Here is a 13,008-nt window from a genome sequence, read left to right on the forward strand (position 1 = left end):
TGAGCAAAAACAAAAGAGAACGTTTTTTACGTTCTCTAAATGTTATTTATTCAATTCTCCCAATTTAGGACACATACCATTTTTATCCCATCTCGATCAGCCGAAACCAGGCTCTATCAAGTGTACAATTAAAACTATATTGATACTAAAAAAGTAATGCGTTTTTAGGTAATATATAATGAAAAGAGTAAGGAGCTGACCCATGAATGATTCTGCCAAAACAAAACTACAATAAGCATTGATTCTCCTTTTAGACGAAGAGGAATTCGACCGCATTTCTGTCAGTAAAATTTGTAAAGAAGCCAGCGTTCACCGCTCGACTTTCTATAGTTATTACGATAATCAATTTGATTTATTAGAAGATGCCTATCAATACCTGACCCAACTGTTTTTCACAGAATTTCAACTTTATCATGAAAATTCTTCTGCGTATCTTGAGAGCAATTTGCTGAGTAATGCTCACCTCATTCCTTACTTGCTATTTGTTAAAGATTATCAAAAAATTTACAAGATTTATCTGAGTCATGAATTGGAATTTCATCATCAGGAACGCTTTGACAGCTTAGTGAGTAGGATTTTCACACCGCGTTACCAGGCACAGGGCATCCAAGATGAAACCCGCATTGCCTATATGTCTAGTTTCTTCTTAGTAGGAATCACGCAAGTAATTTCCAAATGGTTGAGAAATGATTGTGATAAGTCCATTGAAGAAATAGCCGATATTATACAAACCTGTATCACTAAAAAATATAGTCATTTAAATTAGCTTTGATACATCGTCACTTTCGGCATACCGTACTCTACGAAGTGACTTGTTTCGCAAGTCTTATTTCCAACCTAGAGCAGCCTCTAAGCTGTTCTAGCTACCTGCACCTCAGTTCCTTGTCTGAAAGCTAATTTATTCGACTATAATACTCTTGGAAAATTAAAATTATCTCTTGTCTCAGCCTTGATGAGTGAAAAGATCAAATGAAGATTTCAGCCTGATACCTTGAACTGAGAAAGTGACAGAGTTCTATCTTTGGTCTAATGTCTCGAACACAGCCCTCTATATTTCCAGCCTTCACCTATCTCCTAGATAGTCGAAGCTAAGTTACTTTTGATTTTCATTGATATAAATCGCAGAAAAACTGAGTCTCCCTCAGCTTTTTTGATTTTTCAAGGCCACAGTTACTGGAATAATCCCAATTATCAAAACAAGTCCTATTAGCCCCAATGCCAGACCAAGTACAAAGTTTCCAGCTGTAACAAGGGCAAAGCCCCCACCAAAGACTAATAAGGCAACGACACTATATACAACTTTTGCAACGAACCGAAAATCAATATTTGGTGCTCCTTTACCAGCTAACCGTCTTTGCAAAACCCATGATAGCAGAAACAAGCACAAGTCCAACTATAGCCAGTGGCATCCCAATAGAAGCCATCCCCCAATCTGGCAAGGTATAAAAATACATTCCTAATGCTAAGACTAATAAACTAACGGTATAGGCAATCAGACTCATAAAATCTCTTTTTTTCATCTTGTATCCTCTTTCTACAATTCATTTTTCGATGTGAATTTTATCGCAATCATCGTGCTCTGTTTATTCTTCATCACTCTTAGATAAGGAAAATTTTTTTGAACTAGCTGCGGCAGATAAACGAGCTTTAGCTTCTTCAATCGTTTCATTATCTTTGGTAAAAGAGGTCTCAATAATTTTATCTGATACTTTATTAAAACCAGAAACCACAGCATCTTCCGTTGCCTTATACCCATTCATAACTGCTTTTTCAATCACTTTATGGGTACCGACAACCTTCTCTGCTATTTATTCATTTGCTTCTATTAGTGACATGATGTTGTCCTCCTTTATTGATTGCTACTAGTATAACTTAATCATAAAGAAACTAGAACGACAACTTTTAGAAAAAGTGTTGGATGCCATTGTACGAATAAACTATTTTTAACTCTTCGAAAAAAACCGAATGTACAAAACCTTGATGAATGAGAGGAGAGTGGATAAAATTCGACTAATACCCTTCGAGAATCAAAATCAGGCGTTGTTGACTTGATTTGATGAGTGGGAGTGGGAAAGAACTCGACCAGTCTAAAAAGAGTTCGTCAACAATTTTTCGTTTTAAGTTGTTGAGCTGAAACAGTCTATCCCAGACTTCAATTTATGTGAGCTGACTGCCTTCAGCTTATATCTCCAACTTTAAAAGGTCTCCCAGACCTTTTAAACTCCCACCCCCGCACAGCTCCAACAGTCAGAGTAGTGACTGTTGGAGGTTGGAAATGAAGCGAACTCGTTCGCATCAGCCGTAGTGGTCAGATTTAGAGTGTGAAACACGAACTGCTGAGATTTACTGTGCAAATCTTATCTCCTACCCTTAACAGTCTCCCAGACTGTTAAAGCCAATCAACCACTGCGCTGAGATGTTGACACAAACTCTGAGAAGCGAGGCTGGACTTTCTGCCCAGCCTCAGCCTATTACCTTGAAACAAAATAGTAACAGGGTTCTATCTGCATCAGAGCGAAACGAACTACGTTCGCCTATTTCCAACCTCCGAAGGTTCCCCGAACCTTTGGAGCAAGTCATATTTTGATTTTCATTGAGTATAAATGGTTGTCGGCAAACTATTTTAATTTTCTTCAAATATTTTAGGTCGTTGAAATCATTTCAATAGAGCCCAAAAAAGTCGAATGTTTCCATTCGACTTTCTTAATCTTTCTGTTCGAGAGCACGGAGCATTTGATCAATTTTGTTTCCATACTCTATTGATTGATCTTTTTCAAAGACCAAATCAGGAATCTTATAAAGTGTCAACTTACGACCAAGTTCCCTTTTAATCGTTCCTGTTGCTTTTTCCAAACCAATCTGTGCTTTTTGATTGTCGGAAGCCAAATCACTCATTATTGTGTAGTACACTTTGGCCATCGATAAATCACCAACCATCTGAACATCAGTGATGGTTACACCTTGCACACGGGGATCACGGACTTTCTTTTGTAAAATCTCATTGACTTCACGCTTGATTTCCATCCCAACACGGTCTGTACGAAAATGGTTTGACATATTCTTTTCCTTTCTAACAGGATAGAAAATCTGAGTTGCCTCAGCTTGAATAATCCAAGTAAGACGAGACTAGGCAGAAGCTCAGTCTTACAAAAATCAAGATGAATAAATCATGAACTGTTCTTCAATGATCTTATTTTTTGATTTCTTCCATGATATAGGCTTCAATCGTATCATCAACTCTCAAGTCATTGTAATTTTCAATCATCAATCCACCTTCTTGAGCATTACCGACTTCTTTCACATCATCTTTATAATGCTTCAAGCTTGCTAATTGACCATCGAATACAACAACTCCATCACGAATAACACGAACACTTGAATCACGGGTAATTTTACCACGAATGACCATGAAACCACCGATTGTTCCAACTTTAGATACCTTAAAGGTTTCACGTACGATCGCTTCACCAATGATTTTTTCTTCGTATTCAGGATCAAGCATCCCTTTCATCGCATCTTCCATCTCTTCGATGACCTTGTAGATAATGCTATGAAGGCGTACTTCAACATCGTCAGTTTCGGCTTGACTGCGCGCTTCTGCAGTTGGACGAACGTTGAAACCAATAATTAATGCATTGGATGCCGCAGCCAAAGTGACATCTGATTCATTAATGGCACCAACTGCTGAATGGACGATATTCACTTTGACACCTTCTACTTCAATTTTTTGAAGTGATGATGCGAGTGCTTCTACAGAACCCTGTACGTCAGCTTTAATGATAACATTAACAGACTTAACTTCACCTGCTTTAAGTGTATCAAAAAGGTTTTCAAGACTAACACGTTGTGTTGCTTGACGTTGCTTGAGAAGGGCACGTTTTGCACGTTCTTCACCAGCTGCACGAGCAGATTTCTCATCTTCATAGACTGCAAAATGATCACCAGCCATTGGTGCTTCATTCAATCCTGTGATAGAGACAGGTGTAGATGGACCAGCAACCTTCACACGACGTCCAAGGTCATTGGTCATGGCACGAACACGACCAAAGGTATTCCCTGCAACAATTGGATCCTGCACATTCAATGTTCCTTGTTGGACTAGTAGGGTAGCAACCGCACCTTTTCCTTTATCCAAGTGAGCTTCAATAACTGTACCGATTGCGCGTACAGTTGCATCTGCCTTCAGTTCTTGAATTTCAGCAACTAACAGAACTGTTTCCAACAACTCATCAATATTTTGATTGAATTTGGCAGAGATTTCTACAAATTCAGATTCACCACCCCATGCAGTTGAGATAACTCCATGTTCTGCCAATTCACCAATCACACGCTCAGGATTAGCACCTGGTTTATCAATCTTGTTGATGGCAACAATAATTGGAACATTCGCAGCTTTTGAGTGATTGATTGCTTCAATCGTTTGTGGCATAACACCATCATCTGCAGCAACGACTAGAATAGTCAAGTCTGTAACAGATGCTCCACGCGCACGCATAGAAGTAAAGGCCGCGTGTCCTGGAGTATCTAAGAAGGTGATTTTCTTACCAGCTTCCTCAATTTGGTAGGCACCGATATGCTGTGTGATGCCACCAGCTTCCCCTGTAGCCACACGAGAATTACGTAGGGTATCCAACAAGGTTGTTTTACCATGGTCAACGTGTCCCATAATGGTCACAACCGGTGGACGTTCTGTCATTGCGTCCTCATTAAGATAGCCTTCTTCTACGAAGAAACGCTCGATATCTGCGTTATCGACCTCAACCTTTTCTTTCGGTTCAATACCATAATTAACCATGAGGAGCTCGATAGTATCTCCATCAAGAGATTGGTTCTGAGTTGCCATTACGCCCATAAGGAAGAGCTTTTTCACGATTTCAGCAGGCTCACGTTTGATCCGTTTAGCAATCTCAGCAACGGTCATGCCAGCTGTATATTCAAACTCCGTTGGCAATTCATGGAACTTGCGTTCTGTGACAGGCTTAATAGGCTGATTTGTCTTGCCTTTTTTGTTTTTCTTGTTGTTATTCCAGTTACTTGTTCTTTGATTTCTCACTTGATTTTGACTATTTCGATTTCTTTGTTGTTTTCTAGGACCATCTTCTTCGTCACCAATGAAGTCACGTTTTTTATTTGGTCGAGCATGTTTTTTAGGACGGGTATCTACAGTAGTTTCTGCCACTTGCTCTGATACTGTTGCAACTGGTGTAGGTTTCACAAATGGTTTGCTTTCTACAACCGGTTCTTCGAACTTAACTTCTTTTGGCTTCTTAGGTTGCTTCTTAGCTTCTTGAGCCTGACGGAATCGTTCTTCACTTGTACGAGCAAAATCTGCATTCTGCTCTGCTTTTAGAGCAGCTGCACGGGCTTTGAAATCAATCTTAGGTTTCTCAACCTTTTTGACTTCTTGTTTACGGCCGAACCCATTCTGTTGACCGGACCGGTTGTCCTGACGACGGTTATCTCGTCCTTCACGTCGGTCAGCAAAACGATTTTCCTTCCGATCTTCTGTTCGCTTGTCGTGACGTGGTTCGCGGGGATCATTTCGTTCATTTCGATCATTATTTGGTCGTCCTTGACCCTGTTGACGGTTATCACGACGTTCTTGACCATTCTTAGCTTGTTGACCAGCTTTTCCTTGTTGGCCTTGAGCTCGTTTAGCTGCCTGTTCTTTGGCACGTGCTTCACGCTCAGCTTTAAAGTTGCGACTCTGTGGTCGGTGCGCAGTAGTTTGTGTACCTGTTACTTTAGGCACTTCTTTTGATACTGGCTCTGAAGTAGCGACTTTTTCTACTTTTGCAGTTTCTACTTTTGGTGCTTCTTTTGATACTGGCTCTGAAGTAGCGACTTTTTCTACTTTTGCAGTTTCTACTTTTGGTACTTCCGCAACTCGAGTAACTGCTTCTACAGAATTAGCTTGGACTGGTTGCTTCGCTCCAAAACTTTCCGCCAGACGTTTTGCACTTGCATCATCCACACTAGAAGCGTGGCTTTTTACATCAAATCCCAATTCTTGAGCCTTAGCAACAACTTCCTTGCTGCTGACGCCTATTTCTCGGGCGATTTCATTCAATCTCTTCTTAGACAATGCCTTGTCCTCCTGTTCTATTCCATAATAGACCTCATCTTCTTTGTAAATCCAGCGTCTGTCACTGCAATGACTTTTCTAGCCTTGCCGACAGCTGCACTCAATTCCAGTGTTGAAAACACTGTTACAACTTCTACTTGAAAGGTATGACTTTTATCTGTTACTTTTTTGCTTAAATTTCCAGCCGCATCGTTGGCTAAAAATATCAACTTTGCCTGCCCTTTTTGGATTGCTTCAACAACCAAGTCCTCACCAGAGGTGAGACGACCAGCACGCTGCGCCAATCCCAATAGATTTAAGATTTTCCGTCTCTTATTCGAGTCCAAGTTCTCTCCTCTTGACCTTATGATCAACATAGGCAATCAACTCATCATAAAACTCCTCAGCTACTTCCATACTGAAGGAACGGTCGAAAACATGACGTTTTTTCGCCTGAATTGCTTCCTCATTATCGAGCTTAATATAGGCTCCACGCCCATTTGCCTTGCCAGTTGGATCGATAAATACTTGGCCTTCTTTATTTTTTACAATACGGAGCAAATCCCGTTTGTCGATGATTTCACCGGACACCACAGACTTGCGCAAGGGTATTTTTCTAGCTTTTGCCATGGTTGCTCCTTTTGCCTTATTCTTGTTCTTCTGCGACTTCTTCTAGAACTTCATCCGTCGCATATTGCTCAGCTTCAAATGCTTCGTATTCTGATGCTGACTTGATGTCGATACGGAATCCTGTCAAATGTGCTGCCAAACGAACGTTCTGGCCACGACGACCAATTGCCAATGATAACTTATCATCTGGTACAACGACTGTAGCATGTTTTCCATCTTCAGTATCAAACAATACTTGATCAACTTCAGCAGGTGCAAGCGCATTGTAGATGAACTCAGCTTCGTCAGCTACCCACTCGATAACGTCAATATTTTCCTCAGTAGGAATCATGCGGTCATTCTTAGCATCATAACGAGCTGGATGGAATTTGCTAGTGATTTTCTTAATATTTGAACCACCACGACCAACGATAGTACCAATAGCATCTACATTTGGATTATGGCTACGAACAGCCACTTTCGTACGGTCTCCAGCTTCACGGGCAACACTCATGATTTCAACTGTTCCATCGTATACTTCAGGAATTTCCTGTTCCATGAGGCGTTTGATCATTTCTGGATGGCTACGGCTGACAAATACGTTAACACCACGACCATTGTCTTCTACTTTGTAGACATAGACTTCGATGCGATCATGAGATTGGAAAACCTCACCAGGAATTTGATCCTGTTTTGATAACTGAGCTTCAATTGTACCAAGGTTGACATAGATAAAGCGATTGTCGAAACGCTCTACCGTACCTGACATGATTTCATTTTCATGTTGCTTGTAAGTATTGAAGGTAATGGCACGCTTTTGTTTGCGCATTTTTTCCATGATGGTTTGTTTAGCTGATTGAGCAGCCACACGCCCAAATTCCGCTGGGTCTTCTTGGAATTTAATTTTGTCACCCATTTCATAAGCTGATGAAATAGCCAAGGCATCTTTTAGACTAATTTCTAGTCGGCTATCAAATACTTCATCTACTACTTCACGAACAGTAAATACATGGAAATCGCCTTTTTTCTCGTCAAATTCAATCACTGCTGATTCTGATTGACCATAACGGCGTTTATAAGCTGAACGAAGTGATTCTGTTACAGCATCAATGATGTCCGCTTTGTTAATACCCATGTCTTCCTCTAAAATACTGAAGGCTTCTAGCATTTCTTTACTCATGTTGTTTTCCTTTTGCGCTCAAAAGGTCCTTTCTTAAAGTCTAAAATCCATTAACATACTCTAATACGATTGAGTATCGCAACCTATTACAATTTGACAGCCAATCGGGCCTTAGCCACCGTCTGGTAAGGAATCGTCACTTCCTTCTTGCGGGTTTTATCCATATATTCCATAATCAGGTCTGTTCCATCAAAGGAGAGCAAAGTCCCTTCGAAAACCTTGATTTTATCAATTGCCTGATAGAGCTTGACATGGATGTACTTTCCAACTGCCTTTTCAACAGCATCTGCCGTTTTTAAAGGACGTTCCAAACCTGGACTTGTTACTTCCAACATATACTGCTCCGGAAATGGGTCCGGCTTAATCGTATCCAAAATTGGACTAATGACTTCTGACAAATCTGCCGTATCTTGAAGAGAAATCCCCCCCTCTTTATCGACAAAAATGGATAAAACGTAGTCACCGCCCATCTTACCATATTCCACATCTACCAACTCATACGGAGCTTGAATTGCGGGGGTAATTGCTCCTGTGACCAAATCAATAATTGATGACATAAACACCTCCTATTTCTGCAGTAGGTAGAAATAGGTTTCCAAATAGTCATCTCTACCATTGGATAACCATATTCCTTGTTTACCGCACCCTATACACACACAAAACCTTCTATTTACATGTATAAATCAGTGTATAGGGAAAGGGTTGACTGACGCCAACCCCCTTTCTCATTATTAACTCTTATTATTCTAACATATCTCTCATTACTTGTAAAGGAAAATGATGGAAATGAACTAATCTGCTATTCATTTTCACTCCTCAAAATCTTTTCTTTCTTTATATCCTCTTCATATCCTCTCCCATAGCAGATACTACCTGTGCATGAAGTCCATCCATTCTATAATTTAGCCCATCATATTCTTCAAAATTTACTTTCCGCTTTTGGATAAATGAACTGGTCGAAACATAGGTAAACAAAATCAAACCGAGCAAAACAGGTATCGCTAAAATCAGTGCTACAAGAAGTGGCTTAATTTGTAAAGCATCAGCTACTAGCTTCACATCCCCATCGACATTAGAAATACGATGACCACGAACCAGCAGTCGGTGAGCATTAATTCCATAAGGAGTACAAGTTTCCAACGTACAATAATCCTCATCATTCACCATCGTCAAATCGGTTAAATTTGTCGGAAAAACAACTCTTATTTGATCAACCTCATATGTCAAGGTCTCATTTATAATAAAATGAAACAAAAACAGTACATCTGTGGTATAATGTACTTATGGCATATTCATTAGATTTTCGTAAAAAAGTTCTCGCATACTATGAGAAAACTAGCAGTATTACTGAAGCATCTGTTGTTTTCGATATTTCACGCAACACCATCTATCAATGGCTAAAATTAAAGGAGACTACAGGCGAGCTACATCACCAAGTTAAGGGAACCAAACCGAGAAAAGTTGATAGAGAAAAATTAAAGAACTATCTTGATGCTCATCCAGATGCTTTTTTGACTGAAATAGCTTCTGAATTTGGCTGTCATCCAACAGCTATTCATTACGCTCTCAAAGCTATGGGATATACTCGAAAAAAAGGAGCTGCACCTACTATAAACAAGACCCTGAGAAAGTAAATCAGTTTCTTAAAGAATTTAATAACTTAAGTCACCTGACACATGTTTATATTGACGAAACAGGGTTTGAGACCTATTTTCATCGAGAATATGGTCGATCTTTGAAAGGTCAGTTAATCACAGGTCAAATCTCTGAAAGAAGATTCCAGCGGATATCTTTAGTTGCAGGTCTAATAAACGGTGAGATTATAGCCCCGATGACCTACAAAGAAACCATGACTAGTGACTTTTTCGAAGCTTGGTTTAAAACATTTTTACTACCCACTTTAGATAAACCATCTGTTATCATTACGGATAATGCAAGATTTCATAGGATGAATAAGCTAAAAGAGTTATGCAAGGAGCAGGGTCATAGACTTTCACCACTTCCACCTTACTCACCTCAGTATAATCCTATTGAGAAAACTTGGGCTCAAATCAAAAAACACCTCAGAAAAGTATTGCCAAATTGCGATACTTTTCTTGAGGCACTTCTGTCCTGCTCTTGTTTCAATTAAAAATACTAATCAGGCTTGTTAGAAAGTTCTATTGACTTCCCCTGTAGGCAGGTGCCAAGGAGGACTTTCGCCTTAGATACACAACATACACGCCACGCAACAAAAAAACCCAGCATTTCGCTAGGTTAGAGATGTAAAACGAATTACGCTTTGTTTGCTGAATATAATTTAAATATTCTTGGTTCTTCCTTTAGCATCTTAATACCCATTATTAAAGGATTCTTAATTATTAGTAATATAACTTAGTATCACTAAAATTCTTCATGTTTCCTCAAAATTGGGGGCCAATTCGGGGCAAGAATCCTAGTTATGGATACTTCATTTCTTAAGACCTGGTTGGAAAGATATTTCTTTGAATAAATTTCAAAAGCTTGTAATATCAATGTTTCCACAAGTTTTCAAAACTCACAATTCATCCAATTCCAACTAATTTCATCTGAATGGTGTGAACTTTATCCTAAAAATACACGAATTGATCTGATAAATACTAAAAGTTCACACCATTAGTTAAATTATTTTTTGTTACATACATTTTTTTTAGATGATAGACCTCCTAATTTATTTCTTATAGCATTTGAGCAAACCTCCGTTATCAGAAAACAACCAGAAAGAAAAACGCAAAATTTATATTTTCTTTCTTGTTGATTTTTTATAAATTGAATTTACAGTAAAATATTTTAATGTACTTTCTTTCATCTAAAGAAAAATCTCGTATTCATCAATTTTATTTTGTTATAGGTAAGAAAGAAGAACAAACAAGAAAAACACGGCATAAAAACCTATTCAGTTCATCGTCCTCAATCCTTGTCTGCTTCAATTTCTTTTACGAGATCGTTTTGTGAATTTTTTTCAGAGAGTTTTTGATCGATATACTTGTCAATGTTTTCGTAAAATTCCTTGGTCGTCTCACTATCTAATTTTGTCGAATTATGGACTTGATTGACTTTCAATTGAACAGATTGAATACCGTAAGAGGCTTGTTTTTGGCGAATTGTTTCTAATTCTTCTTTTGAAATTGGATCTCCAACAACCGTCAAGACCAATTCATTATTCCTTGACTTGTAGAGTTGATTAATGACCGTATGATTGGCGAACTCTTTTCCTACAAACTGTTTGATCCCTTCTTTTCGCGCTTGATCCATCGTCAGAGTGACTGCTGAATAGCTTGCTGGAAGGACCAATAATACAATCAAGAATATCAACCCAATTCTCATTTTAATGTTTAGCTCTTTAAATGAACTTAAGGGAGATTTTCTCATCAAAATTCTTGTTCCAATAATATTGGTTAGCATGATAAAGACACAGTTGATCAAGAAAAGATAGAGAGCCCCAAATAAATATCGTACATTTCCATTAGCTAAACCATACCCCGCAGTACAGATAGGTGGCATTAGAGCTGTTGCGATGGCTACTCCTGGCACGATATTGTTTGCTTCTTTTTTCCTTGAACCAATGACACCTGCTATCCCACCAGCAATAGCAATGACAACATCCCAAATGGTTGGAGAGGTTCGTGCAATCAACTCGCTACTTGCGTAAGATAAGGGAGAAATCCAGAAATACAGAGTCGATACAAGCAAACTGACCAATACTTCAGTAAATAAAACCTCTAGAGATTGTTTGATTAAACGTGTATCAAAAATTGCTAAACCGAATCCCAGTCCAACAATCGGTGTCATAAGAGGGGAAATCAGCATGGCTCCAACAATGACAGCTGTTGAATTCATATTTAGACCTATAGAGGCAATAAAAATCGCACACATCAAAATCACTGTATCACTTAATCGAACATGAAGGTCATCATATAATTTCTCTCGGTATTCACGTGTTGAATAGTTTCCGGTCATTGGTTATTCCTTTTATTTCATATAATTTGTTTCCGCATGGATGATCGTAAAAAGACTTCTGTCCATTCTTACATATTTTTAATTTTCACCTGTAATTCTTTTGAACATTATCTTTTAAATATCTATCAGACCATCCTTGACATTATATCAAAATTTTACAGTCTTTCTCTGAAGAAATCAATTAATTTAAATGATAGAGAATTGTGATGCTTTACGTGCTTTCTTAAGACCTGGTTGGAGCATTGTTTATTTCAACTAATTTCAAAAGCCTTTAAAATCAACGTTTTCATGAATTTTCAAAATCCATAATTTCATCCAATTTCAACTAATTTCATCAAAATAAGGTAAATTTTCAAGCAAATTAAGCAAAATCGAACCAGAAAATACAAAAGTTTACCTTATCATGATTCAAGAAAATAGGAGCAACTAGTAGTATTCACTTTTATTTTTTGTATATATCATGTATAATGTATTTACAAATGCAGGAGGTATATCCGATGAATGTTTTATTACGCAAAACAGGTAACAGCACTGTTATCACTATCCCAAACGCTATTAAAGAAGTACTTGGTGCAGAAATTGGTGAAGAAATCGAATTCGTCACTTCAGGAAATAATGTCATCATCCGTAAAGCTGAACCAACATTTGACTTTGACAAAGAGTTAGAAAAAGCTATGAGCCAATACGATGAATTATTGAAAGAGTTGGTAGATAAATGAAATACCTATCCGCTGAAGACATTATCAAAATCAATGTCATGGTTATTGGAAAATATTCCCCAAAGGAGCCAGTTGGGATAGCTGATCCAAATAGCCTTCAGATGATAGTTGAGCAGCCCAAACAAGAAATTTTTGGAAAAATACTCTATCCCGACATTTTTAGTAAGGCTGCTATCACCTGGATAAACCTAATCAAGAAACATCCATTTAAGAACGCCAACAAGCGAACTGCCGTGCTTGCTTTACACATGTTTCTAGCAATGAATGGATATCAATCCAATCTTTCCTTAAACGATGGACTGGAAAAAACGATTGACATTGCTACTTTTCAAGGTGACTTCGAGGAATTAAAAGATAACATTATCCAGTTCTTGAAAAAAGGGCTCTTTGTCAACTGTAGTGGGTAGATGAAAAGCTAACACCTAGAGAGGACGAACTTCGTCCTCTCTTTCTTTATG

General features: G+C 38.4%; 15 protein-coding genes and 1 pseudogene. 4 read left to right on the forward strand and 12 right to left on the reverse strand.

Annotated features, from left to right (window positions below):
• Positions 1 to 238: 238 nt before the first annotated feature.
• Positions 239 to 766: a TetR/AcrR family transcriptional regulator gene (locus ACPC58_RS10910; protein ID WP_434065990.1), complete on the forward strand. Its 528-nt coding sequence runs from the start codon at positions 239 to 241 to the stop codon at positions 764 to 766.
• Positions 767 to 1,141: 375 nt separating this feature from the next.
• On the opposite strand, the gene ACPC58_RS10915 is transcribed toward ACPC58_RS10910, so the two are convergent.
• The 11 genes and pseudogenes from ACPC58_RS10915 to ACPC58_RS10965 all read right to left on the reverse strand — a co-directional run bounded on the left by ACPC58_RS10915 (position 1,142) and on the right by ACPC58_RS10965 (position 9,107).
• Positions 1,142 to 1,360 carry a hypothetical protein gene (locus ACPC58_RS10915; protein ID WP_289649244.1) on the reverse strand — a complete coding sequence of 73 codons (219 nt, stop codon included), beginning with the start codon at positions 1,358 to 1,360 and terminating at the stop codon, positions 1,142 to 1,144.
• Positions 1,338 to 1,520, reverse strand: a complete 183-nt coding sequence (locus ACPC58_RS10920) for a hypothetical protein (protein ID WP_254451625.1) — start codon at positions 1,518 to 1,520, stop codon at positions 1,338 to 1,340. The genes ACPC58_RS10915 and ACPC58_RS10920 overlap by 23 nt, the downstream gene beginning before the upstream one ends.
• A gap of 63 nt (positions 1,521 to 1,583) precedes the next feature.
• Complete coding sequence (locus tag ACPC58_RS10925) at positions 1,584 to 1,778, reverse strand: hypothetical protein (protein ID WP_434065991.1); 195 nt, start codon at positions 1,776 to 1,778, stop codon at positions 1,584 to 1,586.
• Between the two features lie 925 nt (positions 1,779 to 2,703).
• Positions 2,704 to 3,057 carry a 30S ribosome-binding factor RbfA gene (gene rbfA, locus ACPC58_RS10930; RefSeq protein WP_130555594.1) on the reverse strand — a complete coding sequence of 118 codons (354 nt, stop codon included), beginning with the start codon at positions 3,055 to 3,057 and terminating at the stop codon, positions 2,704 to 2,706.
• Positions 3,058 to 3,190: 133 nt separating this feature from the next.
• Complete coding sequence (gene infB / locus ACPC58_RS10935) at positions 3,191 to 5,974, reverse strand: translation initiation factor IF-2 (protein WP_434065996.1); 2,784 nt, start codon at positions 5,972 to 5,974, stop codon at positions 3,191 to 3,193.
• A 15-nt stretch (positions 5,975 to 5,989) separates the two neighbouring features.
• Positions 5,990 to 6,085: pseudogene (locus tag ACPC58_RS10940) on the reverse strand (translation initiation factor IF-2 N-terminal domain-containing protein); the annotation flags it as partial.
• A gap of 17 nt (positions 6,086 to 6,102) precedes the next feature.
• The gene (locus ACPC58_RS10945; protein ID WP_434065992.1) at positions 6,103 to 6,411 is read right to left on the reverse strand and encodes a YlxQ-related RNA-binding protein; all 309 of its coding nucleotides are present in this window, start codon (positions 6,409 to 6,411) and stop codon (positions 6,103 to 6,105) included.
• A complete protein-coding gene (gene rnpM / locus ACPC58_RS10950; protein ID WP_024396619.1) occupies positions 6,398 to 6,694 on the reverse strand; it encodes an RNase P modulator RnpM in 297 nt (98 codons plus the stop codon). The genes ACPC58_RS10945 and rnpM overlap by 14 nt, the downstream gene beginning before the upstream one ends.
• 16 nt (positions 6,695 to 6,710) lie before the next feature.
• Complete coding sequence (gene nusA, locus ACPC58_RS10955; protein ID WP_289649249.1) at positions 6,711 to 7,853, reverse strand: transcription termination factor NusA; 1,143 nt, start codon at positions 7,851 to 7,853, stop codon at positions 6,711 to 6,713.
• Between the two features lie 86 nt (positions 7,854 to 7,939).
• Positions 7,940 to 8,410 carry a ribosome maturation factor RimP gene (gene rimP, locus ACPC58_RS10960; protein ID WP_318150763.1) on the reverse strand — a complete coding sequence of 157 codons (471 nt, stop codon included), beginning with the start codon at positions 8,408 to 8,410 and terminating at the stop codon, positions 7,940 to 7,942.
• 277 nt (positions 8,411 to 8,687) lie between these two features.
• A complete protein-coding gene (locus ACPC58_RS10965; protein ID WP_434065993.1) occupies positions 8,688 to 9,107 on the reverse strand; it encodes a sortase in 420 nt (139 codons plus the stop codon).
• A 29-nt stretch (positions 9,108 to 9,136) separates the two neighbouring features.
• Between ACPC58_RS10965 and ACPC58_RS10970 the strand changes: the two genes are divergently transcribed.
• Positions 9,137 to 9,984, forward strand: a protein-coding gene (locus tag ACPC58_RS10970) for an IS630 family transposase (RefSeq protein WP_434065994.1) whose coding sequence is annotated in 2 segments (ribosomal slippage) — positions 9,137 to 9,449 and positions 9,449 to 9,984 — 849 coding nt in all. Because the reading frame shifts where the segments join, the coding sequence is not laid out codon by codon here.
• Positions 9,985 to 10,781: 797 nt separating this feature from the next.
• On the opposite strand, the gene ACPC58_RS10975 is transcribed toward ACPC58_RS10970, so the two are convergent.
• The gene (locus ACPC58_RS10975; RefSeq protein WP_096040553.1) at positions 10,782 to 11,831 is read right to left on the reverse strand and encodes a DUF389 domain-containing protein; all 1,050 of its coding nucleotides are present in this window, start codon (positions 11,829 to 11,831) and stop codon (positions 10,782 to 10,784) included.
• A gap of 497 nt (positions 11,832 to 12,328) precedes the next feature.
• Between ACPC58_RS10975 and ACPC58_RS10980 the strand changes: the two genes are divergently transcribed.
• On the forward strand, positions 12,329 to 12,550 hold the full coding sequence (locus tag ACPC58_RS10980; RefSeq protein ID WP_158185418.1) for an AbrB/MazE/SpoVT family DNA-binding domain-containing protein: 222 nt from the start codon (positions 12,329 to 12,331) through the stop codon (positions 12,548 to 12,550).
• The gene (locus ACPC58_RS10985) at positions 12,547 to 12,957 is read left to right on the forward strand and encodes a type II toxin-antitoxin system death-on-curing family toxin (RefSeq protein ID WP_434065995.1); all 411 of its coding nucleotides are present in this window, start codon (positions 12,547 to 12,549) and stop codon (positions 12,955 to 12,957) included. The genes ACPC58_RS10980 and ACPC58_RS10985 overlap by 4 nt, the downstream gene beginning before the upstream one ends.
• Positions 12,958 to 13,008: the final 51 nt, after the last annotated feature.

The organism is Streptococcus sp. VTCC 12905, assembly GCF_049893385.1.
GTDB lineage: Bacteria > Bacillota > Bacilli > Lactobacillales > Streptococcaceae > Streptococcus > Streptococcus suis_AA.

Excerpts from the sequence above, each read along its gene's own strand:
- rimP (WP_318150763.1), bottom strand. The coding sequence starts at position 8,410 with ATGTCATCAATTATTGATTTGGTCACAGGAGCAATTACCCCCGCAATT.
- ACPC58_RS10920 (WP_254451625.1), bottom strand. The coding sequence starts at position 1,520 with ATGAAAAAAAGAGATTTTATGAGTCTGATTGCCTATACCGTTAGTTTA.
- ACPC58_RS10985 (WP_434065995.1), top strand. The coding sequence starts at position 12,547 with ATGAAATACCTATCCGCTGAAGACATTATCAAAATCAATGTCATGGTT.
- ACPC58_RS10975 (WP_096040553.1), bottom strand. The coding sequence starts at position 11,831 with ATGACCGGAAACTATTCAACACGTGAATACCGAGAGAAATTATATGAT.
- ACPC58_RS10980 (WP_158185418.1), top strand. The coding sequence starts at position 12,329 with ATGAATGTTTTATTACGCAAAACAGGTAACAGCACTGTTATCACTATC.
- rnpM (WP_024396619.1), bottom strand. The coding sequence starts at position 6,694 with ATGGCAAAAGCTAGAAAAATACCCTTGCGCAAGTCTGTGGTGTCCGGT.
- rbfA (WP_130555594.1), bottom strand. The coding sequence starts at position 3,057 with ATGTCAAACCATTTTCGTACAGACCGTGTTGGGATGGAAATCAAGCGT.
- nusA (WP_289649249.1), bottom strand. The coding sequence starts at position 7,853 with ATGAGTAAAGAAATGCTAGAAGCCTTCAGTATTTTAGAGGAAGACATG.